This is a genomic window from Bernardetia aquimarina (assembly GCF_042180575.1).
GTDB lineage: Bacteria > Bacteroidota > Bacteroidia > Cytophagales > Bernardetiaceae > Bernardetia.
Genome location: NZ_CP170094.1, coordinates 4,188,263 through 4,210,297, shown reverse-complemented (window position 1 = coordinate 4,210,297; position 22,035 = coordinate 4,188,263). Strand labels below are relative to the sequence as shown.

Genomic DNA, 22,035 nt, shown 5'->3' with positions numbered 1-22,035 from the left:
TGGCGACGATGCCAACAGCGCATAAGCGAACAGACTGAGAAATCTTTTATACATTTTTTGAATTGAAAATACTTTTTTGATATATGTCAAATGGATTGGGATATGAATGTCCTAATTTTGAAGAAGTTACGAATCAATTATTCATCAAACTTCTTTTCACTTATGACACTACTAATCATTTTTGCTGTTTTTATTTTCTGTTTTATTCTTGAAAGACTCATTCCAGGATGGAAACTCCCAAAAGTACCGACTTGGACATTTAGAGTTTTGGCTGTCAATTTTATTCAACTTCTGATTGTTGTTTTGGCTGGCTATACGTGGGAAAAATGGCTTTCTTCGGCTTCTGTTTTTGAACTTTCTGCTCATGTTCCTTCTTGGCTTGGAGGAATTATCGCTTACGTAATTGCAACTTTTATTTTTTATTGGTGGCATCGTTGGAGACACGAATATGACTTTTTGTGGCTTCATTTTCATCAAATCCATCACAGTCCTCAACGCTTAGAAGTCATTACTTCTTTCTACAAACACCCTTTAGAAATGACTATCAATTCTATTATTGGAAGTCTTTTAGTCTTTACTTTTTTGGGCTTGAGTGTAGAAGCAGGTGCATTTTATACACTCTGTACAGCTTTAGGCGAGTTTTTTTATCATACCAACGTCAAAACACCTCAATGGATTGGTTATATTTTTCAACGTCCAGAAATGCACCGTATTCATCACGAATATCAAAAACACAAATATAATTACGGAGATATAGTTTGGTGGGATATGCTTTTCGGAACATACCGAAACCCAAAACATTGGGAAGAAACTTGTGGATTTGAAACTGAAAGAGAAGAAAATTTAAAAGATATGTTGCTTTTTAAGGATATACATAAACAAGAGTTGGTTTCTCCTCCAATTGTAGAAAATGATAATACAGCAAACCAGTAATACAAAATCAAATTTTTATTCATTTAATTCCCTATAACTATGTTTAAGAAACTTAAAACCTCCTTATTGGGTTGGTTTGGGTTTTTACCTCCTTGCAGTTTTCATACATCTCATTTTCGTTTCTCATATGAAGGAATATTTGGTAGTCTTTTTTATCTATGCCTTATGCTGTTTGCTTTTTTTATAGCAATATTTGGAAGGCTTCCAGACGAAAAGAAAGTCACAAATTTATTCGTTGTGGAAAATGAACATCATCAAATTAAATTTAAAACAGATGGAAATTGTGTATTGAGAGAAACTTGCTGTCATCACGAAAAACATTCCTATGCTTACGGAGAATACGAACTTATGGGAGATACAATTATAATACAAAGCAAACAGCTTAATAGAAAAAACTTCAATAGACTTTCCATAATGGGTAAAAAAGTTAAGTTGATTTCATCAGATAAAAAGAGAAACGATTACTTTACTTTTGATATTGTTGAAGATAATAGAAATGAAGAGCCTTAAATATTTCAATTCTTCCTCCAATTATCACAAATGATAATCAATAATACAGAATCAAATTTTTATTCAATAAATTATCAAAACTATGAGTAGTAAGAGTGATGGCTTTATGTATCTAGTGGAAGTAATAACCGAAATTTTCAAAGCTAGAGCAAAAGGTTTAGAAACTAGAACAATACAATCATTAGGTAGTATAAAAGGGGCATTATGTCTAACAATACTATTACTTCTTTTTGACCAAGTGGTAATAGTATTTCAAAAACCTACCATATCTCTTGCAAACTCTGTGGATATGGCAAAAAAGACTAATTCATATCTTGGTAAGTGCAAAGTAGCTGAAATCAATCTAATAGATGGATATACTTTACCAAAAGAATTTGATATTGAAAATCATAAATTTCATTTAATAAGTAAATTTCAAAAGAGAAGAATTTTCTTGTCTTGGTATGTTCATGAAAGTTTAGATAAAAAATATATTTTCTATGATGAGTTTCCTATGTATAATTGCTCAAACCCAACGTATAAGAAACTTAACCTAGCAGTTATCGGAGGTCAAATACCCTATATAAAACTTAATACAGAACATGAGGAAAAAAGAAAAACTATCCCTTTCTATCCTTATTTACATTTAGAACTTGATGACTATAAAGTTGGAAACTCTTTGAAAGTAGATATTGTAGAAACTTTTTGGAATAAAAGAAAGGTCAAAGTAGTTGGTAAATTAACTTTCTCTTGTCATTGTAATTCTTAACTTTAAAAATATATCAATGAATTTATTTAGTTTGGGGACACTCTTCTTTCCTTTTTTACTGATTTTCATAGTTTTCAATTTTATTTATGGAATACTCAAAGACAAACTAAGTTCCTTTGTATTGCTTGTTTTAGCTCTTTTATCATTCTACAAAGCATTCGAAGCAGGCTTGGCTTTAAAAAATACTGAAATATATTTTGTTCAAAATGGTAGTGGACAATATGCCAACTATACTGAACACCAAAAATATATTAAAATCAAAGAATTAGAAGAAAAACAAAAGAGTAGAAAAGTAAACTTTATAACTTTTTCTATTCTATATTGGATATCATCATTTGGAGTAATTTCTATTACCCTAAAAATTTTGAGAAAGCACAGAAAGGATAAGAAAAAAATCAATTTCTCCTCCAATTATCACAAATAATAGCTGTAGCGATGGCAGCATTTAAAGATTCTGCGCTCTGATTATTTTCTAAGTCTTTCGCAAAACTAGGAATCGTAACTTTATTCATAATTTCTTTTCCTAGTTTTTCTGATATTCCGTGTGATTCACTTCCAATAACTAACATTCCAGCTTGTGGAAATTTGGTTTGATGTACATTTTTTCCATCTAAAAAAGCTCCAAAAGTATTTCCTTCTGCTAGTTTTAAAAACTCAAATTCGTTTCCATAATGCACACGTACACGCAGAAAAGACCCCATTGTAGAAGAAAGCGTTTTTGAATTGTATAAATCAACGGTTTGTTCGGAGCAAAAAATATCCTCTATTCCATACCAATCTGCAATTCGGATAATTGTTCCCAAATTACCAGGGTCATTGATATTTTCTAAAAGTAAAGCTACGTTTTCTAGTTTTTTGGGAGTTTCTAAAGTTGGAATTTCTACCACAGCAATCGCAGCATTATTTGATTTTAAAGAACCTGCTTCACTAAGCTGCTTTGAAGTAGATAGAATAATTTCAAAATTAGTATTTACTTTGTCATCCAAAATATTCTGACTTTCTAAATTATCTAAAAAGTCTTGTGTCGCAAAAAGTTGTTTTATTTTATAGTCTGAATTTGTGGCTTGAAGTGTTTCTGTAGTTATTTTTGCACCTTCTATCAGAAAGCAATTTTCAGCTTTTCTTACTTTTTTCTGCCCAAGAGAACGTAGAAATTTTCTTTGTGTGTTTGTCATAATTATTTCTTAAATCTGAACATAAAGTATTTTTTTGGTCTCAAAAAATTCTTCTTCAAACAAATCACTCAAATTATATAATCTAAAAAAATGCTTAAAATCAGCTAATTCTTCTTTCAAATCTCCTCCTTTTAGTGCCAAAATTCCGTGTTTGAACTCATCTTTTTCTACCAAAGAAGGTTTATTTTTTCGCAGCGCAGGTTTTATCCAATGATAGAGTTTTGAAGTTTGGGCGACAGCACGAGTAACAGCAAAATCATAGTTGTTTTTCTTTGCTTTTTCTACTCGCATTTGTTCTGCCACTACATTATCCAAACCAATTTCTTTGGCTACTTCATTTACTACTCTAATTTTTTTTCCGATAGAATCCATTAAATGAAATTGCGTTTCTGGAAATAAAATAGCCAAAGGAATACCTGGGAAACCTCCACCTGTTCCGATATCAATAACATTATCATTAGGGTCAAATTCAACAATTTTTCCGATACTCATCGAATGTAAAACATGTCTTTCATAAAGGTTTTCTACATCTTTTCTTGAAATAACATTTATTTTTTCGTTCCATTCAGCATACAAATTTTGTAAAGCTGCATACTGCTCAAGTTGTTTTTCCGTAAGATTTGGAAAATAACGGGTAATGATTTCCATTAAAATAAGATTGATTTTTGAAGTGATTGATGTCGTTTTCTAACCGTCAACGAGACGTTGCCGTCGTTGAGGAAAGTAGTATTTATTCGTTTTCTTCTACTCTTTTTTTGTATTCTTTGTAATGTTCTGTTGCTTTATATTCTTCTCTCAAAATTCCTTTGGTAACATACATATTCCAAATTCCTTTTTGCTTTGTTCTTGCCTTTTCTTGTAGTTTTTCAAACTCCTTTCCAAATTTTATGTCAAAAGCATGATTTCTTATCCAACCATAACCTTCTTTCAAAAGTGTCGCATTCAAACATTCACCAGAAGGAAAATAAATATACGCCAAATGCTTTTCAAATTTATCAAACAGTTGCTCATCAAAAACTAAAATTATATTTTTATTTTTTTTCAGTCTTTCTTCTGTGTAAGCTAAGGCTTCTTTGCCAAAAGGAGATTCATCAATATACAAGGAAGCACGACTTTCAGGCGTATCGACACCAATCAAACGAACTGTCCAGCTAGTTTCATTTTCATCATTTACAGAAAGAGATTTTGAGGTTTTATTTGGTTGATTTTTATCCTTAGGAATTTCTACAATAATTGTATCTCCTTCTAATACTTCCAAAACTGTTGTTTTGACAGCTTTATCAGAAAAATTAGTTAGTAAAAAAAGCATGATTTTTTTAAAAAACACAAGCAAAATTATCACTACAATAAGTAATACACCTAAAACACCTCCATATAACACATAATTTATTGATTCTTCCATTTTAAAATTGAGGATAAAAGCAGATAACATAAGACAAAACAGATTTGTACAATTTTGTCAAAAATAAGCATTTCGTTATAGATTAAGTAATTAATTTTAAATTAAATCCTAAAATCCTATTCTTTTATTCTCTTACTTTCATTTTCTGCATTTGTTTCTGCCACAAAATAAAGAGGACGATTCTTGACATCTGTATTAATCCTGCTTATATATTCACCAATAATTCCCAAACTAATAAGCTGCACACCACCCAAAAACATAATACTAACCATAATTGAAGACCATCCACTTGCATAACCAGTAACAATAAAATATTTAGCAATAAAGGAATAAATTATCATCAAAAAGGCAATAGCAGACACTACAAATCCAGAAATAGTAACAAATTTAATTGGAACATTCGAAAAAGCTGTAATTCCATTGAGTGCTAGATTTATCATTTTTTTATATGAATATCCTGTAACTCCTGCATTTCGTTCGGCTCTGTCGTATTCAACATACGTTTGATTATAGCCAATCCAAGCAATTTGTCCACGCAAAAATTTATGATTTTCTTTCATCTGGCGAAGTCCATCTACCACTCTTTTATCCATAATCCTAAAATCGCCTGTATCGACAGGAATAGGAAAAGAGGTAATTTTGGAAAGCAGACGATAAAACGTTTTGGCAGTCAGTTTTTTCAAATATCCTTCTCCTGCTCTTGCTCTTCGCTTGGCATAAACAACTTGATAACCTTCTTTGAGCTTTTGCCACATCGGTTCGATAAGCTCTGGTGGGTCTTGCAAATCAGCATCAATAATAACAACCGTTTCTCCCTTGCAATAATCCAAACCTGCCGAAACAGCAATCTGATGACCAAAATTTCGGCTCAAATCAATGAATTTTACATTTTTATCTGTTAGAGAAAGTTCTTTTACCAGTTCTAAAGAATTGTCTTTACTTCCATCATTTATAAAAATAAGTTCATACGTTGTTGTCAAATGACAAACTACATTGGTAAGTCTTTCATGAAGCAAATGAATATTGAGAGATTCGTTATAGATAGGAATAATGACAGAAAGCTCAATCATAAATAAAATTAGAAGTTAGAAGTCAGAATGTAGAATTTTGTAATGCAAAAATACGGATTGTTTTTTATTAGAATCAACTAAATTTATTTCTTACTAATCATGGAACACAGCTAATGGCTTTTATCTATGTATATTTACATTTATTTTGAACCAAATTAGTAGAAATGACACTAAAAAAAACGTTTACACTTTCATTGCTTTTTATCTCTAGTCTATTGCTCTTGTCTTCTTGTATTAAGGAAGGTGCAGATAGAAAAAAGGAATTGAATGAAATTTTGACTATTGCTCGTAGTTTCAAACATACTAAAGCCATACAAAGTGAAGAATTAAACAAATATACTGGTAGATACAATATAAACTATGATTCTCTTTACCCCTTTAATAGAAATGCCGTTTGTGTTTCTTGTAGGGAAAAAGAACTCAACAAAATAATTTCAGAAGTAGAAGGTATTGAAAATATATCTTCTAAACTTTATTTGACAGAGTTTGTAAAAATGGTCTATTACGAAAAAGAAAAGGATTATCTGACAGTTGTATTCTATAAATTTCCATTTCTTGAAAAAAACACAAAAGGAATAAAATGGCAAGATGGAAGATGGAGAGAGTACGTGTACATGGCTGAAAGTGGTGAAGTCATCTATCAAGAATAAAACCATCTACAAAAATTGCCTGCTCTGTTGTTGGGCTTAGTTTGTAACTAAGACCTATCAGTTATATAAATCTTCAGATTTATGTTGTCAAGTAATTACAAAAATACCTACTTGACTTGCAAGTCTAAGACTTGCTGAACTGATAGGTCGTAGTCAATAGACAACGCCCAACATTTATTTTTTTTATTTTTTCGTTGATGGAAGACTACGAGGAACGGGAATTTATAAAAAAACAATTCTATTCTTATCCTTTATAAAACTCTCTACAAAATCAAAAAATTATGTAGAGAGTTTTTTTTTGAGTAAATTTTGGGTAAAATAAATCTTCATAGAAAAATAATATGGTTACTCAAAAACCAGACTAAACGCACTATAAAATTAATAAAAAAGAGTTAATTTTCGTTCTCACTTTTAATTTTTTCTCTTTTATGGTCAGTTTAAGCTCTTATTTATCAGAAGTTCCTGATTTTCGTAGGCAAAATAAAAATTACTTGCACAATTTGCAGGATATTTTGCTTTTAAGTGTATGTGCTATTTTTCATGGTGCAGATGGTTATGAAGAAATAGCCGATTTTGGTATTGAGAAAAAGGAATTTTTACAAAATTTTCTACGTTTGCCTAACGGAATTCCTTCCCATGATACTATACGTAGAGTTTTTTTACACTTAGATAGTGCTTTTTTTAATAGTTGTTTTATGGATTGGATTTCAGCTTGCATTAAAGATTTAGGTTTACCTTATCAGCAAATTAGTGTGGATGGAAAAGCTCTTCGGGGTAGTAAAACGGGGATTTATTTAGTTAGTGCTGTTGCTAGTGAACTAGGTTTGAGTTTAGGACAGGTTCAAGTAGAAGAAAAAAGTAATGAAATTACGGCTATTCCAGCTCTTTTAGGAATGCTTTATTTGAAAGGATATGTTGTTTCTTTAGATGCTATGGGAACACAACAAGCGATTGCTCAACAGATTATAGAGAAAGAAGGAGATTATTTTTTAGCCCTAAAAGGAAACCAAAAACATCTTTTAGAGCAAACAGAGCTTACTTTTAAAGTAGAAAAGGCTGATGATATATTTGAGACACAAGATTGGTCAGCAAGTGCTAATCAAGTAGTAGAATATAAAGTAGAGGTAAGTTCAAACTGTAAATGGATAGAAAATCTAGCTAATTGGTTAGGTTTAGTAACTTTAATAAAATTAACTACAAATAGCTCATTACGAGGAGAACATATACGCTATTATATCTCAAGTATTAAAAATTTGAGTGCAAAACAAGCCTATAAATTAGCTAGAGGGCATTGGGCAATAGAAAATAAATTACATTGGCAACTAGACGTTATTTTAAAAGAAGACGAAAAAAGAAACCGAAAAGACAATTCAGTTCATAATTTAGCACTAGTCAGAAAAATAATACTAAATGCTGCTAAAATGTATGAAACTAAACTTAGCACTAAAAAAATGATGAATAAAATTAATTGGAATACAAGCTATGCTGAACAACTTTTTACCAAAATGTTCATTTAATAGTGCGTTTAGTCTGACTCAAAAACAAGATATGGCAGATGTTTTTTCTGTCCTTCATGATGGAATGATAGAAGAATATAAAATAGAAGACGACAATCTTGTTTTAAAAATATACTGTCAATATTTAGCAAAGGATATAAATATTTCTCATGAATACTTTTCGATTAAATTGAATCAGTTAAAATCAATTTCTTTAATGCCTTGGTTAAAAAATTCTCAAGAAGAAATATTTTGGAAGGATACAGAATTGATATTTCAGAAAGGTTTAGAAATATTGAATGCTGAAGTAATATCAGAAAATATAATTAGAGTGGTTTGTGATTGTAATTATGAATTTGATAGTAGTCTAAATTATGTAGGAGGCACACTAGAATTTGATTGTAATTCGATTCGTATCTTTGATGAAGCTAAAAATGAGATAAGTTTAGATTATCTTAAAGAAATTGCTACAAAATATTGGAATAAGTTCACTGAATAGTTTTTGTCTAAGCCGTTGTTGGTCTCCCCACCAATGACATTATTTTAAAAACACAAATCTATTTTTTACGTTCTTACTAAATAGATTTTTTTTTTACTTTCAGAAAAACAGCTAAATTGCCGTTGTCGGTGTCCCCACCGACGACACAAAATACAATAACCTTTTTATGGTCGGACTTACTTACGCAGCAAAAGCACTCACAGGCGCATTTGTGGGATATATCACAAATGATTTGGCAATTCAAATGCTTTTTAGAAAACGTTTTGGTTTGGGAGGAATTTTCCTAAAAACGCATCACGAATTTGTATTGAATATCAGTAAACTCGTCGAACGTGATATTTTGAATCATAAAACGCTGCTGCCACAAGTAGAAAATGAAGACTTTAAAAAAGCACTTCAAAAAACAGTTCAAACCTATATAGAAACCAAACTAGCAAGTTCTGTTTCTGAAAATTTTACGCTGCAAGACATTCCTAAATTTAAGGAAACAACAAACGTAATTAGAGAACAAGCAAAAAGTAATTTGCCTCAAACCTTAGAACCATTTTTGCTTCACCTTTCAAAAGAAACGACTTTAGGTGATGCCATTTCGGACGAGCAATGGCAAAGTGTAAGTAAAAATATTGTCAGCGAATTGATGGCTGGCGTTTCAGAATGGAAAAGTTTGGAAAAATTGGTGCGTGATTTTGCCGATGAGATTGGAAATGAATCTATTTCGTCTTTTATTCATCAAGATTTACAAAAAACAATTAAAGATGAATTGCATTTTCTGACTGCCGATTTACATCTTTTATTAGAAGCACAGCACAAAAAACCAATAGAAAACCTTATCAATCAAACTTTTGAAGAATTAGAAATTGAAGAACTGGTTACCAATCTAGCTGAACGAATTTCTAAAAAGCGTTTACTAGATATTTTAGGAGAAGAAAAAGCACAGCATTTGGTAAAAGAAATTTTGCAGCGTTTGCAAGCCATTTTAGAAACAGAAGAAGGAATAAAAATCATTGATGTCTTTTCTGATTTCTTGATAAATACATTAGAAAAAGAAGAAAAAACGATTTTCGAACTCCTAGATAAAAACACAAAAACAACTTTAGAAAAATTCTTTGCTCATCAATTTCCTGCCATTTTGGTAAAAGTAATTGGTTGGTTGTATTCTCGTCAAAGAGAATTAGAAATTTTGATTGACCAAACCTTTACAAGTAATGTAGAATCGGGTTTTAAAAACTGGTTGGTTCAAGTTTTTGTGGGAAGTATCAGTCAATCGACTGATATTATTGGAAAAGTAACTGGAATTATTGACTCCTACCGTCGTAATCCTCAAGAAGTTTCGAAAGAACTCACGCAGCAAGTCGTCGAATATTTGGAAAGCAAAAGTATAGGCGAAATTGTATCTGGACTCAAAACCCAAAATACAGTTGTTTCTCTGACCAAAATTTTGCGTAAAAATGTAGGTGATGCACTCAATCGTATGGATGTAATGCCACTCGCCAAAATATTTTTAGAAAAAGAAATTGGAGAATTTATTCCTATTGAAAAGCTAATTCCGTTTTTACTGGCTAACCTGAATAAATTTAGAAAAGATTCTGTTCAGACTCTTATTTTTAATCCTAGATTTTCAGAACGTCTGACTAAAGAATTAAACAAACGGTTAGATAAAACCCTTGAAACACCTTTAAATGAACTTATTGCAGCCGAACAGCGCAAAAAACTAGCTATCAATTTTGAAAAGTGGGCAGTCAATAAATCTCAAAATCATCATACCGAAATAGCTGAATTTCTTTCAAAACATATTTCTGCAAGGGTAAATGAGCAGCCAATTAGTCGCCTTATTTCGGCAGACCAAATCGAAGAGTTAGCCATTGCACTTACCGAAAGAGCAGATTCATATACTATAGAGTTTCTGAAAAATGTAGAAAATGATGAGGTCAAAAATTATTTAACTTCTTTAAAACAGTTTCCTAGTATTTCGGAAGATTTATCCAAAACGCTACACAAATTTTTAGTTCAAAATTTGGATACACTTGTTGAGGGGAGAATAGAAGAGGTTGTTCAGCTTAATTTGAGCCAACAATCGCCTGAAACTATCCGAACGATGGTAGAAAAATTTATGGGAAAAGAACTCAAACCAATTACAGCTTTGGGTGCACTTTGGGGTGGAATTGCTGGTGGTGCTTTGGCTGGAATGCCTGAAATTAATCATTTAGCATTGAAATATACTGTTCCTGCACTTGCGTATGGCGCAACTGGTTTGGGTACAAATTGGATTGCACTACAAATGATTTTTAAACCTTACGAAAAAAAATATTTTCCTCTGACTGGAAAAACTGTTTCTGTTCCTCTTACTCCAGGGATTGTCATCAAAAATAGAGGTCGTTTTGCTGAGAATATGGGAAATTTTGTGGGTAATAAATTGATGAATGAAGAAGGTTTGAGAACTTCCTTTGATACAAATAAAGATAAAATTCTAAACGGTGCTAAAAATTGGATTCAGTCTGATAATTATGCCAAAATTTATGAATATACAGAAGATTATAAGGCTTTCATTGCTCAAAAAGGGGCTGGTTTGGGTTGGAATTTGGTAGAAAACTTCACAAAAGAAAATGATGAAAATACGACAAATCAAGAAAGCTCAGAAAGTAAACTATCTTCTTTACTCAAAAAAGGAATTCAGCCTTACCAAAAATTTACTTTAGAAGACATTGATACTTCTTCTTTTGAAAGTACAGTTTTGAAATATATTCAAGATGACTCACTTTCTAGTTTGGTTTCAGAAACGGCTTTTGAGCAAATTGAAAGTTATTTAAAAAGCCACGAAACATTAGGCGATGCGCTGCCACAATCTGTAAGAACAGTTTTGTATGACAAAATCAAAAACTGGATTAGCTTAGAAATGGATTCATTTTTTGAAAAAATTGATAGTGATGAACAAATCAATTTTTTAATAAAACAGCTTAATTCAGAGTTTGCAGAAAAAGCAACTGAAAGAACAATTCAGAGTTATATCAGCAAAAAGCAAACTCGTAATTTAGAAATAAAATTATCTGATTATTTAGTCCAACAGCTTCAAAATACCAAAACACAAGCAAAAGTATTTGAATTTATTGATAAACATATTTCGACAGAAATTGCTGATGAGAAAAAAATAGGAGAATTATTTGATGGCTCTTTACTTAGTCTTCTTACAAATAATATTGATTTTATCATTCAAAAAATGATAGAAACAGGCGCAGAATGGCTCACTTCAAATAGCGAAGAAGTAGCTAATCAAGTTTATGAAAAAGCCTATTCTGAGCAAAAAGCAGCTTTTATTTATAAAAAAGCAATCAAAAAAACAGCGAAAGAACTCGCCACAGAAGGAATTCCAAAATTTTTATTAAAGGAAATTGAAAGTGTACATCGTTTGGTTCATAACGAAGTAGAACGAATTGGAGAAGTTTCATTAGGAGAAGTAGGCGTAAAACTCAATAATTCGTATTTAGAAAAAACGGTTTCGAATCTTTTAGGAAATGAAACGACACAAAAAGCAGTCAGAGACTTGACAAATCAACTTTTGAATACACTTTTTCAGACCAAAGTTTCGACATTTATTTCTGTTACTGATATTCATTCTTTAGAAGATTTACAAAACTTACTTCAAACAGAATTAAAACTAGCAGGAAAACATCTCAGAACGCATTATTTTTCTCACAGAACACAGTTACAAGAAAAGCCAAATGAACTTATTATTGGTGTAATTGAATCTATCTTACAGAAAAATAGCTTCGAAAATCAAGAAAATAATTTGAGTTCGAATACGGCTTTATGGGAAAGAATCAATAAGCCAGCTCTCAGACAAACCATTGAAAAAGTAAGTAAGCAAATTTTGAATTCAGCTGCGCTAGATGCACAAGGACGAAGAGTGATAGCACTTTTATTTGAGCGAATAAAGAAAATTCCTGTTGATGAATTTGTAGATTGGCAGATTTTGGAAAACGACCTCGCAAAAGCCATTCAAAAACAACTAGACGAACCTAAAAACAAAGAACTTTTTGAGGAAGCCTTATCTCATTTTATCCAAAAAAATCTCCTCCCAACACTCAAAAATATTCCAAACGAAAGTAAGGGTTTTGTAGTTGAGCTTTTATTGAATGCAGGTTTGGAGGCTTTACAAGAAGAATTGCCTCATATTTTAGCTTCTATTCCGATAAAAGATATTGTTATTGCCGAAGTTTCGCAGATGCCACCAAAAGAAATAGAAGCCTTATTTAATTCTTTTGCTAAGAAATATTTTGACAGACTTGTTCAGTATGGTTTTGGTTTTGGGATGGTGTTTGGTTTTATGTTGGATTTTCTTTTAGAACTTGGATTGGATTATGTGGAGTAAATAATTAATTAGCGAGTGATTTTTATGATTTATATGATGAAATACAGGATAATACAAAATGCAATTCTTGAAGAACTATTATAATATAAATATTGAATTACCCTTTTACTGGCGCAAGATTCTATCTTGTGTCTACCTATTCTGTCAGCATATGCTGACAAAAAAGAGCGTCCAAGCAAAATGCTTGAACGAGAAATACGTAAATGGAAAAATAACTTTTATTTTGGTATAATTTCTAATTAAATCACTCTCTATCCTTCAAATATTTAAGCAAATCCACCAAATGCTGTTCAGAATGAATACGCATCAGTAATTCAAAATACCACAGAGCTTTTTTTTCAGTTGTATTTTCAAAACGCCATTTTATTTCTAATAAATCATTAATTATATCTGTCAAATCATCAATAGCATCTCCTATTGCTAAATTACTTTCTTTCCACGTTTCATTTATTTCTAGGGTAGTGCTATACCAACCCAAATCTGGAAAGTTACTTTCTACAATTTTTCTTGTTTCGTTATAATCAAAATTAGGTGGGTCAATTTCATCATCATCTTTTTTATCATCTTCTAATTGAGAAGAATCACTATTTAGAAAATGAGCATAAATTTCTACTAATAATATTTTGAGTTCAAGAATTTTATCTTCATATTCTACTTTTGGGCTTGTTCCAAATTCTGTGAGTTTATTGATTAAATTTGTAAGGTTATTTAGATTCATGTTTATTATTGTTTTCTACAAAAATGTATTCTATAAAATTAAAGGACAAGCTAATCGGCACGACTAAATTAGAATATGCTGATGTTTCTATGGGAATGGTTTATGGAGAAATAAACTTTGAAAATATTCTTTCTCCTTACTCATTTTTCAAGTCATTTTGTCAAGATTTTAATATTGAACTAGCTACTGATTACCCAGATGATAAATTATTAACAACGAGAATTATTCCACAACTAAAAATATATAATTCTAAACAAGAAGTAATAAAAGGACAAGGATATATTACAGGAATGGATAATAGTGATTTCCAAATAGTATTTAGGGTTTTAGATTCTGATTTAATGGAAAAGGAATTCTGCCACCATTTTTGAAGAAAAAAACATGAAATATACAGAACTCAATATTTATTTTAACAGTGTATAATTCATCAAATGAAGTATTAATAGGGCATTGAAATGCAATATTGAATTAAATTTGCAATCTTTGTAAAATAAAATTTTAACAAAAAGATTCAGATTTTTCTATTAAAAAATTCAATCCATGATAAACTTATTTGTAAATGATGAGACCTCCCCTCTAAAAGCTGTAATTTTAGGAGCTGCTAGGGGTGTTGGGCGTACTCCTCATTTTGATGAAGCTTATGACCCAAAGTCAAAAGAACATATTGTTGCTGGTACTTACCCCAAAGAGGAGGATATGGTAGCTGAAATAAAAGCATTTGTAACTATTTTAGAAAAATATAATGTAAAAGTATATCGCCCAGAAATTATTGAAGATTATAACCAAATTTTTGCTAGAGATATTGGTTTTGTAATTGAAGATAAATTCATAAAACCAACAATTCTTAAAGACAGAAAAGAAGAAATAAAAGGAATTCAGTATATTTTAGATAAAATTAAGCCTACACATATTATTTCAGTTCCCGAAGGTGTAAGAATTGAAGGAGGAGATGTGATGCCTTGGAAAGACCATATTTTTGTGGGTTATTCAGAAAAAGAAGACTTTGACAAATACGTAGTTGCCAGAACCAACAAAGCAGGTTTAGATTTTTTAGCTACCGAATTTCCTAATAAAACTGTAAAAGGATTTCAACTCAACAAATCAGATAAAGTAGCCAAAGACAATGCTTTGCATTTAGATTGTTGTTTTCAGCCTATTGGAGATAATCAAGCAATTATTTATAAAGAAGGATTTAAATTTGAAGAAGATTATAATTACTTGAAAGCATATTTTGGAGAAGAGAATTTAATTCATATTAGCCGAGATGAGATGTATGAAATGAATTCAAATGTTTTTTCTATTAGTCCGAAAGTAGTAGTTTTGGAGAAAAACTTCACTCGTCTAGCTACTATTTTAGAAGACAAAGGATTTATAGTAGAGAAAGTTCCGTATTCCGAAATTTCCAAGATGGAAGGATTGTTAAGATGCTCAACTTTACCATTAGAAAGAGCCAAATAAAATTATTACCTCATAAAATCCGTAAAAAATAATCAGATGACAAACCAACAAAGCACCTCTACACTAATGATGATTCGTCCTGTTCAATTTAGATTCAATGAACAAACAGCAGTAAATAATTATTATCAAACTGCCATAGAAGGATTGAGTGCATCTGAAATTCAATTAAAAGCAGCTAAAGAATTTAGTGATTTTGTAGAAAAATTAAGAAGTAAGACAATAAATGTCATTGTAATAGAAGATACACCTGAGCCAAGCACACCTGATTCTATTTTTCCAAATAATTGGGTTTCCTTTCATTCGGATGGGAAAGTCGGTTTATATCCTATGTTTGCAGAAAACAGAAGACTAGAAAGACGAGCAGATATTTTAGAGAAATTACAAACTACCGAAGGATTAAAAATTAGTGAAGTTATTGATTTTTCAAGCCACGAAAAAGACGAGCATTTTTTGGAAGGTACAGGAAGTATGATTTTAGACAGACCTAATAAAATTGTTTATGCTGCAATTTCTATCCGAACAGATGAAAAAGTTTTGGCTGATTTTTGTGATAAATTTGGTTATAAAGCTGTCAAGTTTACGGCTAATCAAACCGTAGATGGAAAAAGATTGCCTATCTATCATACCAATGTAATGATGTGTGTAGCAGATAAAATAGCAATTTTATGTACTGCATCTATCGATGACAAACTAGAAAGAAAAACTGTAATTGAGAATTTGGAAAACACAGGAAAAGAAATAATCGAAATCAGTGAAGACCAAAAACATCACTTTGCAGGTAATATGTTACAGGTAAACGGAACAGATGGAAAACCTTATTTAGTGATGTCAGCAGCAGCCCATCAATCATTAAATGATAATCAGAAAGAGCAAATTGAAAAATACTGTGAAATTTTGAGTAGCTCATTAGATACTATTGAAGCCCTAGGTGGTGGAAGTGCTAGATGTATGATGGCAGAAGTATTTTTACCAAAAGTCTAGACATTTTGAATTACACCAATAATTGTATCAGTAATGCCCACAAAATAAAGTTAGTTTTGTAGAGCAGAGGTAAAGTATAATTAGAATTAGAAAAATTCAATTTTGAGGATATATATTTCTTTCTTATAAAAAAAATGTTTCAAAATTATATTAATATAATTTTGAAGCATTTTGAAAATAGTTTTTCTAATTCCTTAAATTAAATGACTTAGTTTAAAGGGAAAGTAAGACCTAAATTTACAGATAACACACCATTACGACCTTCTATATTTCCAGCATCAAAAATATTTGAAAGACCTAAGTTATAACGTACATCAGGTACTAACCACATTCTTTCTCCTACTCTCAAATGAAGCCCTGCACCAAATGCAGCACCAAAATCTGTACTTTTATAGTTGTCTTTTACATCATTATAATCTCCGTCTTCAAACTTACTTTGACCATTTAATAAAAAACCAAGATAAGGTCCTGCAAATAATTCTGGGCGAATATCCATTTCGCTAGTTCCCATGTAATAATTGAAAAGAAGTGTTGTTCTTAAATAATCTAATTTTGTTGTGTACTCTCCTGTATTAACTCCTAAAATACTACCATCATATTTTGCTCCCATTGAAGCATAGTCTGCTTCTAAAGAAATCCCTGCTTTTTCTGCAACGCTATAATTAAGGACTAAACCAAGATTAAATGCTGTTCTACTATCAAAATCTTCCACATCTTCACCTCTAAAGTTGGCTATATTTACACCACCTTTTAGACCCAAGGAAGTAGTAGATTGTGCATAAGAAGAGAAGCTAATAGATAATGTAATAGTTGCCACAAGAATAAGGGCAAAGAAAAGTTTAGAGGGTGATTTGCTGAATGTGTTCATAAAAATAAAGTTTAAAAAATTTGAATAAAAAAAATGATTCAGTAATAAGAACGTTTTTAAGCTATTTTTGTTTCATTTTTGAAAATTGCATATTAATATCTGTAAGAGTATAAAAAATATAAATTCAAAAAAAATGTCCTATTCTATAAGAATAAGACATTTTTAATTATTTATAAATAGAATCTAAAAAGACTAATTATTTAATGATTAGCGTTTTTGTTCCTACTGTTTTTCCATTATTAAATCTCAAAATATACTGTCCTGCTGGAAGCGTATCTACTTTAAGCGTAGTTTGCCCTTGAGTAAGTGTAGTTTTAAGAATTTGTTGTCCTAAGATATTGAGTACCGTAAATTCAATAGGCTCATTGCTATTTAAAGCACTAATATCAATATTTACTTCATTAGATGTAGGGTTAGGGAATACACGAATTGCTTTTGCAAGCTCATTTTCATATTCAATTCCTGTTATATCATCATCGTCGTCGTCATCATCATCGTCATCATCGTCGTCGTCATCGTCGTCGTCATCATTTACTTGAATTGAAGGAGTATATAGTTCATTTGCTTTTGTAAATGCTGATTCAATAGTTGCTTCATCATTTCCTGCTGCTAATATAAATGCAATTACAATTTTTTCTCCTGCTGGGATAGTATAAGGACCTGCCGAAACAGTTGCGCTTACATCAGTTCCTTCAAGTAAACCAATTGTCTGAACATCATCACCTTTAAGTGCTTGTATTTTTTCTGTGTCTGTAAATCCATCATACACACCATAGGGAGTTCCTGAAAATGTTTCATCATTAGATATTAATGAATGTGTTATTTTGTCAATAAATAAATCTACAAGAGTAACTCCAATACTAGGCATCCCATTTACTTTTGATGTTATAATAGCAGCATTCAAATCATCTTTCCATTGTACCTCATTATCGCCTGACTCATCACCAATATCCCAATCTCCATACAGACCTGCATAAAAATCTGTAATATCTTGATTTTTTGTGTTTTCAAAAACGTATTCTACGATTACAAAATCTTCTGCACCTTCATCTGTCCAAACTTGTATTGTCTGTGTTGTATTTACAGAAAGTTTTGTACTTACTGCACCATCATCATTGAATTTTGTTTGCCATAGTTGTTTTGTAGGCTCATCTTCTTCTGCTGGAATCACAGCAATAGGTGTAATAATTCTGAAATCATCATTGTAATTTCCATTTGTAGAACGAACTGCATTTGATAATTTGTTTCCAGAAGAAGTAAACATTAATCCTAACTCATAAAGTGTTTGGACTCCATTATATATAAATCCTTCTCCAATAGTTGATTCGTCATGTCTTCCAACCGTTCCTCTACTATCCATAGAAGTTCTTATATCATTTTTCTCAATAATAAGAAAAGTAGGGTTTACAGAAACTGAAGCAAATTCTTGGGTTTGATAGCCATCTTGTGTATAAGTAATACGTAATGTAACAACTCCAAAGTTTTCTAAATCAGGATTTATTTGTAGTCTAATTTGATTCTCGCTAGTAACTGTTTGGTTTGTATTCATTACTCCTTCAAAAATAACATCATTACCATTAACAGATAAACTATTATCAATCGTTTCTACTTTAATTTGAAAACCTGATTCACTAGGAGCTAAATAACTAACAAATTCAGCATTAAAGAATGCATCATCTCCTGCATAAGGAATACCACCATCAGCAGCACTTACAAACTCAAATTTTGTCATGCGAACGGAAACAGGAAACTCAGTAAGTGCACGTTCCATATTCAAACGCCCATGTCCAACTTTTCCTGCATATTTTGGAGCTAAAGCACCCTCAATAGGATCAGCTGTAATACGTAAAAGTTCTCCAACTTGAATTGGAGTAAGTTCTGGACGGTATGACCAAGTAAGAGCTGCTGCACCTGCTACAATCGGTGAAGCAAAAGAAGTACCCGAAGTGCTTTCATATTGTCCACCACTAGCTGTATTATGTACAGTAGTATAAATACCAGAACCTGGTGCAATAATATCAACACTATAATCATAATTTGTAAACCCTGAAGCAGCATCAATTGAAGTACTTGAAGCAACTGACATTACACCCTCATAACTAGCTGGAAATTGAGCCAAATTTTGCCCATCATTTCCTGCTGCTACAATTACCAAACAACCAAAGTCATCAATTACTCGCTTTACAATATCTCTTCCTATTTGGCTTGGAAAAGAACCTCCCCAAGAACAGTTAATGATTTTTACACCTGTTTCAGCCATAAATACAATTCCTGAATACCCATCTACGATACTCAAACTTCCTGGTGAGTCATCTGCAGAGTGTTTTGTATTTACTAATTTTACATTAAAACCAGTACCAGCAATACCTAAGTCATTATCTGTAGAAGCTGCTGCACAACCTGCTACCGAAATACCGTGGTCAATTCCTGCTGTTGGTAACTGAGGATTATTGTCTTGTACTAATTGAAAATCATCAGGAATAGTTTCTCCAGCAAAATCCCAACCGTAGTGATTATCAATGTATCCATCATTATCATTATCAACACCATCAATAGGGTCATTTTGATTGTAATATACTTTATCTATTAAATCTGGATGATTAAAATCAAAACCTGAATCTACAATACCTACCAAAACAGTAGAATCTCCCTTTGAGATTTCCCATGCTTCGAAGGCTTTGATAGTAGTAAGGTAATTTTGTCTTGAAATTTCTGTATCATTTGGTGTGTAATACATTTTATTGGCAGGTACAGGTTCTGCTATTGCAACCATTCCTGTTGCCATCAACTCATCAATCATTTGAAAGATGCTTACATTTTCTTGTAAACTGACTTTATAAATCAATGACAAATCTACACCTGAAATATTTTTATCTTTCTTTGTTTTTCTAAACTGCTTTCTTGCTTCAGTTTGAGGAAAAGGCTGGTTTATTGGTGTGCTTGAACGCTGACTAATAAGCCTAGAAAGAGCATTACTACTCTGAAAAGCATTTCTATATTCTGGCTTGAGTGTAAACCAAACACGACCTGCTTCGATATCATCTGTAGTGATACCTTTTGGAAGTTTGTAATTTGATTTTTTTGAAAATTGTGTTTGTGCTTCTGCTATGTTGGTAAATACGTTCAGGGAGAACATAAATAAACCTACCAAGCAAAATGCACTTAGATAAGTATTAATCTTATTATGCATTATGGTTTTTAGTTAATTTGAAGTTAATAAATAGAAGAGCAGTATATTTAATATCCTGATAATTGAATGTAGTGGTTTATTTAGTTGTAAAACTAAATTGCATGATACAGTTCTATGTTTGAGGTAAAATAGCCCACTTTACAAATATATTAACTTTATACCTTGAAAAAGAATAAATATTGAATTTTTTCAATATTGAATTTAACTCTTATGGTTTTTTCTGAAAAATTAACATTTCACAATCAAAGGAAATTATTATTTAAGTTTTTAGAAACTAATTTATTTTTCAGACCTTTGAGCAATTTTGTAATTTATATAACATTCATCATTCCTAATGGATAAAAATAAACCTCGTTCTCCCTTTCTTTCATTTAATTCTTTTTGGACTCCTTCTCGTACACTTAAAGTCGCTCTCTTTGCCACAGGGCTTTCAGGGATTGTAGCTGAATATATTCTTTCTACTTTAGCTACTTATTTTCTAGGTGATTCTGTCAAACAATTTACACTTATTGTTTCGGTAATGCTTTTCTCGATGGGTTTGGGTAGTCGTTTGAGTCAGTTTTTTAAGAAAAACCTTATTGAGCTTTTTATTGCCTGTGAGCTTATTTTATCTGTCCTTGTTTCTTTTTGTTCACTTCTGACCTACGGAATTGCTTCAATAAGTGAGTGGATAGGTATTGTAATTTACACATTAAGTATTCTAATTGGTCTTTTGATTGGTTTTGAAATTCCTCTTGTTACTCGTATTAATGAAAACTATGAAGAGTTGCGTTTTAATATCTCCTCTGTCATGGAAAAGGATTATTATGGTTCTTTGCTCGGAGGTGTATTTTTTGCTTTTATTGGACTGCCTTTTATTGGTCTGACTTATACTCCTTTTATTCTTGGAATAATTAATTTTTTAGTTGGTGTTTTGGTTCTTTTTACGTTAAAACCTCTTTTTGCAGGAAATTGGCAAGCAAACTTGAAGGGAATTAGTTTAGCTGTTTTAGGGGTTATTATTTTTGGACTCATAAGTGCAAAACCTGTTGTTCGTTATGGCGAACAAAAACGCTATAAAGACAAAATTGTTTTTGAAGAGCAAAGTCGCTACCAAAAAATAGTCATGACACAATACAAAAACGATTATTGGTTGTACCTCAATTCTCATCTTCAATTTAGTACTTTTGATGAATGGCTTTATCACGAACCACTTGTACACCCAGTTATGCAACTTGCTACACAATCAGAAACTCAAAATAATACAGGATATAGAAAAGAAGGTAAAATTGATGTTTTGATTCTAGGAGGTGGAGATGGTTGTGCTGCAAGAGAAGTTTTGAAATATTCAACTATCAATAGCATTACACTTGTAGATTTAGACCCTTCGATGACAAAATTAGGAAAAGAAAATCCTATTGTTAAGAAAGTAAACAAAAATTCATTGAATAATGAGCGTGTAAAAATCTATAATAATGATGCCTTTACATTTTTGGCTGATAGTATGGTTTTTTATGATGTCATGATTGTAGATTTTCCAGACCCCAAAACGATTGAAGTAAATCGTCTTTATACCTTAGAGTTTTATCAACTTTGTTATCAACATTTGCGACCACAAGGAATTATTGTTACTCAAGCAGGAAGTCCTTATTATGCAGCAAAGGCTTTTGATTGTATCGACAAAACAATGCAAGCAGCAGGATTCGAAACTCTTCCTATGCACAATCAAGTGCTAACAATGGGAGAATGGGGCTGGGTAGTTGGAAATAAAAACCTCAAAAGTCAAGACCTTAAAAAAGCCATGCAAAGCCTTCAAATAAAAAATATACAAACAAAATGGCTTAATCATGATGCCATGTTACAAATTACCTCGTTTGGTAAAAAATGGAAAACAAATGGCGAAGAGGTAAAACAGTTAGAAATAAACACTATTCATAACCCTGTTTTGTATCGTTATTATCACGATGGAAATTGGTACATGTATTAGAATAA

19 protein-coding genes are annotated in these 22,035 nt (G+C 31.4%); 12 read left to right on the top strand and 7 right to left on the bottom strand.

The window, feature by feature from the left end; translation table 11 throughout:
* Positions 1-162: 162 nt before the first annotated feature.
* The 4 genes from ACE193_RS18005 (at position 163) to ACE193_RS17990 (ending at position 2,615) form a co-directional block, all read left to right on the top strand.
* Complete coding sequence (locus tag ACE193_RS18005) at positions 163-933, top strand: sterol desaturase family protein (protein WP_375559610.1); 771 nt, start codon at positions 163-165, stop codon at positions 931-933.
* Between the two features lie 39 nt (positions 934-972).
* Positions 973-1,443 (top strand): hypothetical protein, encoded by a 471-nt coding sequence (locus ACE193_RS18000; protein WP_375559609.1) that lies wholly within the window; start codon positions 973-975, stop codon positions 1,441-1,443.
* An 82-nt stretch (positions 1,444-1,525) separates the two neighbouring features.
* Entirely contained in the window at positions 1,526-2,191 is a 666-nt protein-coding gene (locus ACE193_RS17995) for a hypothetical protein (protein ID WP_375559608.1), read from the top strand.
* 16 nt (positions 2,192-2,207) lie between these two features.
* The gene (locus ACE193_RS17990) at positions 2,208-2,615 is read left to right on the top strand and encodes a hypothetical protein (RefSeq protein WP_375559607.1); all 408 of its coding nucleotides are present in this window, start codon (positions 2,208-2,210) and stop codon (positions 2,613-2,615) included.
* Here the strand turns inward: ACE193_RS17990 and ACE193_RS17985 are convergent.
* From ACE193_RS17985 to ACE193_RS17970, 4 genes are all read right to left on the bottom strand, one after another.
* On the bottom strand, positions 2,587-3,366 hold the full coding sequence (locus ACE193_RS17985) for an RNA methyltransferase (protein ID WP_375559606.1): 780 nt from the start codon (positions 3,364-3,366) through the stop codon (positions 2,587-2,589). The genes ACE193_RS17990 and ACE193_RS17985 overlap by 29 nt on opposite strands.
* Before the next feature lie 9 nt (positions 3,367-3,375).
* Entirely contained in the window at positions 3,376-4,014 is a 639-nt protein-coding gene (gene rsmG / locus ACE193_RS17980) for a 16S rRNA (guanine(527)-N(7))-methyltransferase RsmG (protein ID WP_375559605.1), read from the bottom strand.
* Between the two features lie 82 nt (positions 4,015-4,096).
* Complete coding sequence (locus ACE193_RS17975) at positions 4,097-4,768, bottom strand: thermonuclease family protein (protein ID WP_375559604.1); 672 nt, start codon at positions 4,766-4,768, stop codon at positions 4,097-4,099.
* Between the two features lie 116 nt (positions 4,769-4,884).
* Positions 4,885-5,838, bottom strand: coding sequence for a glycosyltransferase family 2 protein (locus tag ACE193_RS17970; RefSeq protein ID WP_375559603.1), 954 nt, complete (start codon positions 5,836-5,838; stop codon positions 4,885-4,887).
* A 164-nt stretch (positions 5,839-6,002) separates the two neighbouring features.
* Between ACE193_RS17970 and ACE193_RS17965 the strand changes: the two genes are divergently transcribed.
* The 4 genes from ACE193_RS17965 (at position 6,003) to ACE193_RS17950 (ending at position 12,849) form a co-directional block, all read left to right on the top strand.
* Positions 6,003-6,488 carry a hypothetical protein gene (locus ACE193_RS17965; RefSeq protein WP_375559602.1) on the top strand — a complete coding sequence of 162 codons (486 nt, stop codon included), beginning with the start codon at positions 6,003-6,005 and terminating at the stop codon, positions 6,486-6,488.
* Between the two features lie 428 nt (positions 6,489-6,916).
* Positions 6,917-8,005 carry an ISAs1 family transposase gene (locus ACE193_RS17960; protein ID WP_375558711.1) on the top strand — a complete coding sequence of 363 codons (1,089 nt, stop codon included), beginning with the start codon at positions 6,917-6,919 and terminating at the stop codon, positions 8,003-8,005.
* Positions 7,971-8,483, top strand: coding sequence for a hypothetical protein (locus ACE193_RS17955; RefSeq protein WP_375559601.1), 513 nt, complete (start codon positions 7,971-7,973; stop codon positions 8,481-8,483). The genes ACE193_RS17960 and ACE193_RS17955 overlap by 35 nt, the downstream gene beginning before the upstream one ends.
* A 166-nt stretch (positions 8,484-8,649) precedes the next feature.
* Entirely contained in the window at positions 8,650-12,849 is a 4,200-nt protein-coding gene (locus tag ACE193_RS17950; RefSeq protein WP_375559600.1) for a DUF445 family protein, read from the top strand.
* A 244-nt stretch (positions 12,850-13,093) separates the two neighbouring features.
* Here the strand turns inward: ACE193_RS17950 and ACE193_RS17945 are convergent, their stop codons facing one another.
* Positions 13,094-13,567, bottom strand: a complete 474-nt coding sequence (locus ACE193_RS17945) for a hypothetical protein (protein WP_375559599.1) — start codon at positions 13,565-13,567, stop codon at positions 13,094-13,096.
* 23 nt (positions 13,568-13,590) lie between these two features.
* On the opposite strand from ACE193_RS17945, the gene ACE193_RS17940 reads away from it, so the two are divergent.
* From ACE193_RS17940 to ctlX, 3 genes are all read left to right on the top strand, one after another.
* Entirely contained in the window at positions 13,591-13,938 is a 348-nt protein-coding gene (locus ACE193_RS17940; RefSeq protein ID WP_375559598.1) for a hypothetical protein, read from the top strand.
* A gap of 169 nt (positions 13,939-14,107) precedes the next feature.
* The gene (locus ACE193_RS17935; protein ID WP_375559597.1) at positions 14,108-15,025 is read left to right on the top strand and encodes a dimethylarginine dimethylaminohydrolase family protein; all 918 of its coding nucleotides are present in this window, start codon (positions 14,108-14,110) and stop codon (positions 15,023-15,025) included.
* A 36-nt stretch (positions 15,026-15,061) separates the two neighbouring features.
* Positions 15,062-16,006 carry a citrulline utilization hydrolase CtlX gene (gene ctlX / locus ACE193_RS17930; protein ID WP_375559596.1) on the top strand — a complete coding sequence of 315 codons (945 nt, stop codon included), beginning with the start codon at positions 15,062-15,064 and terminating at the stop codon, positions 16,004-16,006.
* Positions 16,007-16,214: 208 nt separating this feature from the next.
* On the opposite strand, the gene ACE193_RS17925 is transcribed toward ctlX, so the two are convergent.
* Positions 16,215-16,874: a porin family protein gene (locus ACE193_RS17925; protein WP_375559595.1), complete on the bottom strand. Its 660-nt coding sequence runs from the start codon at positions 16,872-16,874 to the stop codon at positions 16,215-16,217.
* Positions 16,875-17,070: 196 nt separating this feature from the next.
* The gene (locus ACE193_RS17920) at positions 17,071-20,064 is read right to left on the bottom strand and encodes a S8/S53 family peptidase (RefSeq protein ID WP_375559594.1); all 2,994 of its coding nucleotides are present in this window, start codon (positions 20,062-20,064) and stop codon (positions 17,071-17,073) included.
* A 334-nt stretch (positions 20,065-20,398) separates the two neighbouring features.
* Between ACE193_RS17920 and ACE193_RS17915 the strand changes: the two genes are divergently transcribed.
* The gene (locus tag ACE193_RS17915; protein WP_375559593.1) at positions 20,399-22,030 is read left to right on the top strand and encodes a polyamine aminopropyltransferase; all 1,632 of its coding nucleotides are present in this window, start codon (positions 20,399-20,401) and stop codon (positions 22,028-22,030) included.
* Positions 22,031-22,035: the final 5 nt, after the last annotated feature.

Excerpts from the sequence above, each read along its gene's own strand:
- ACE193_RS18005 (WP_375559610.1), top strand. The coding sequence starts at position 163 with ATGACACTACTAATCATTTTTGCTGTTTTTATTTTCTGTTTTATTCTT.
- ACE193_RS18000 (WP_375559609.1), top strand. The coding sequence starts at position 973 with ATGTTTAAGAAACTTAAAACCTCCTTATTGGGTTGGTTTGGGTTTTTA.
- ACE193_RS17995 (WP_375559608.1), top strand. The coding sequence starts at position 1,526 with ATGAGTAGTAAGAGTGATGGCTTTATGTATCTAGTGGAAGTAATAACC.
- ACE193_RS17990 (WP_375559607.1), top strand. The coding sequence starts at position 2,208 with ATGAATTTATTTAGTTTGGGGACACTCTTCTTTCCTTTTTTACTGATT.
- ACE193_RS17985 (WP_375559606.1), bottom strand. The coding sequence starts at position 3,366 with ATGACAAACACACAAAGAAAATTTCTACGTTCTCTTGGGCAGAAAAAA.
- rsmG (WP_375559605.1), bottom strand. The coding sequence starts at position 4,014 with ATGGAAATCATTACCCGTTATTTTCCAAATCTTACGGAAAAACAACTT.
- ACE193_RS17975 (WP_375559604.1), bottom strand. The coding sequence starts at position 4,768 with ATGGAAGAATCAATAAATTATGTGTTATATGGAGGTGTTTTAGGTGTA.
- ACE193_RS17970 (WP_375559603.1), bottom strand. The coding sequence starts at position 5,838 with ATGATTGAGCTTTCTGTCATTATTCCTATCTATAACGAATCTCTCAAT.
- ACE193_RS17965 (WP_375559602.1), top strand. The coding sequence starts at position 6,003 with ATGACACTAAAAAAAACGTTTACACTTTCATTGCTTTTTATCTCTAGT.
- ACE193_RS17960 (WP_375558711.1), top strand. The coding sequence starts at position 6,917 with ATGGTCAGTTTAAGCTCTTATTTATCAGAAGTTCCTGATTTTCGTAGG.
- ACE193_RS17955 (WP_375559601.1), top strand. The coding sequence starts at position 7,971 with ATGCTGAACAACTTTTTACCAAAATGTTCATTTAATAGTGCGTTTAGT.
- ACE193_RS17950 (WP_375559600.1), top strand. The coding sequence starts at position 8,650 with ATGGTCGGACTTACTTACGCAGCAAAAGCACTCACAGGCGCATTTGTG.
- ACE193_RS17945 (WP_375559599.1), bottom strand. The coding sequence starts at position 13,567 with ATGAATCTAAATAACCTTACAAATTTAATCAATAAACTCACAGAATTT.
- ACE193_RS17940 (WP_375559598.1), top strand. The coding sequence starts at position 13,591 with ATGTATTCTATAAAATTAAAGGACAAGCTAATCGGCACGACTAAATTA.
- ACE193_RS17935 (WP_375559597.1), top strand. The coding sequence starts at position 14,108 with ATGATAAACTTATTTGTAAATGATGAGACCTCCCCTCTAAAAGCTGTA.
- ctlX (WP_375559596.1), top strand. The coding sequence starts at position 15,062 with ATGACAAACCAACAAAGCACCTCTACACTAATGATGATTCGTCCTGTT.
- ACE193_RS17925 (WP_375559595.1), bottom strand. The coding sequence starts at position 16,874 with ATGAACACATTCAGCAAATCACCCTCTAAACTTTTCTTTGCCCTTATT.
- ACE193_RS17920 (WP_375559594.1), bottom strand. The coding sequence starts at position 20,064 with ATGCATAATAAGATTAATACTTATCTAAGTGCATTTTGCTTGGTAGGT.
- ACE193_RS17915 (WP_375559593.1), top strand. The coding sequence starts at position 20,399 with ATGGATAAAAATAAACCTCGTTCTCCCTTTCTTTCATTTAATTCTTTT.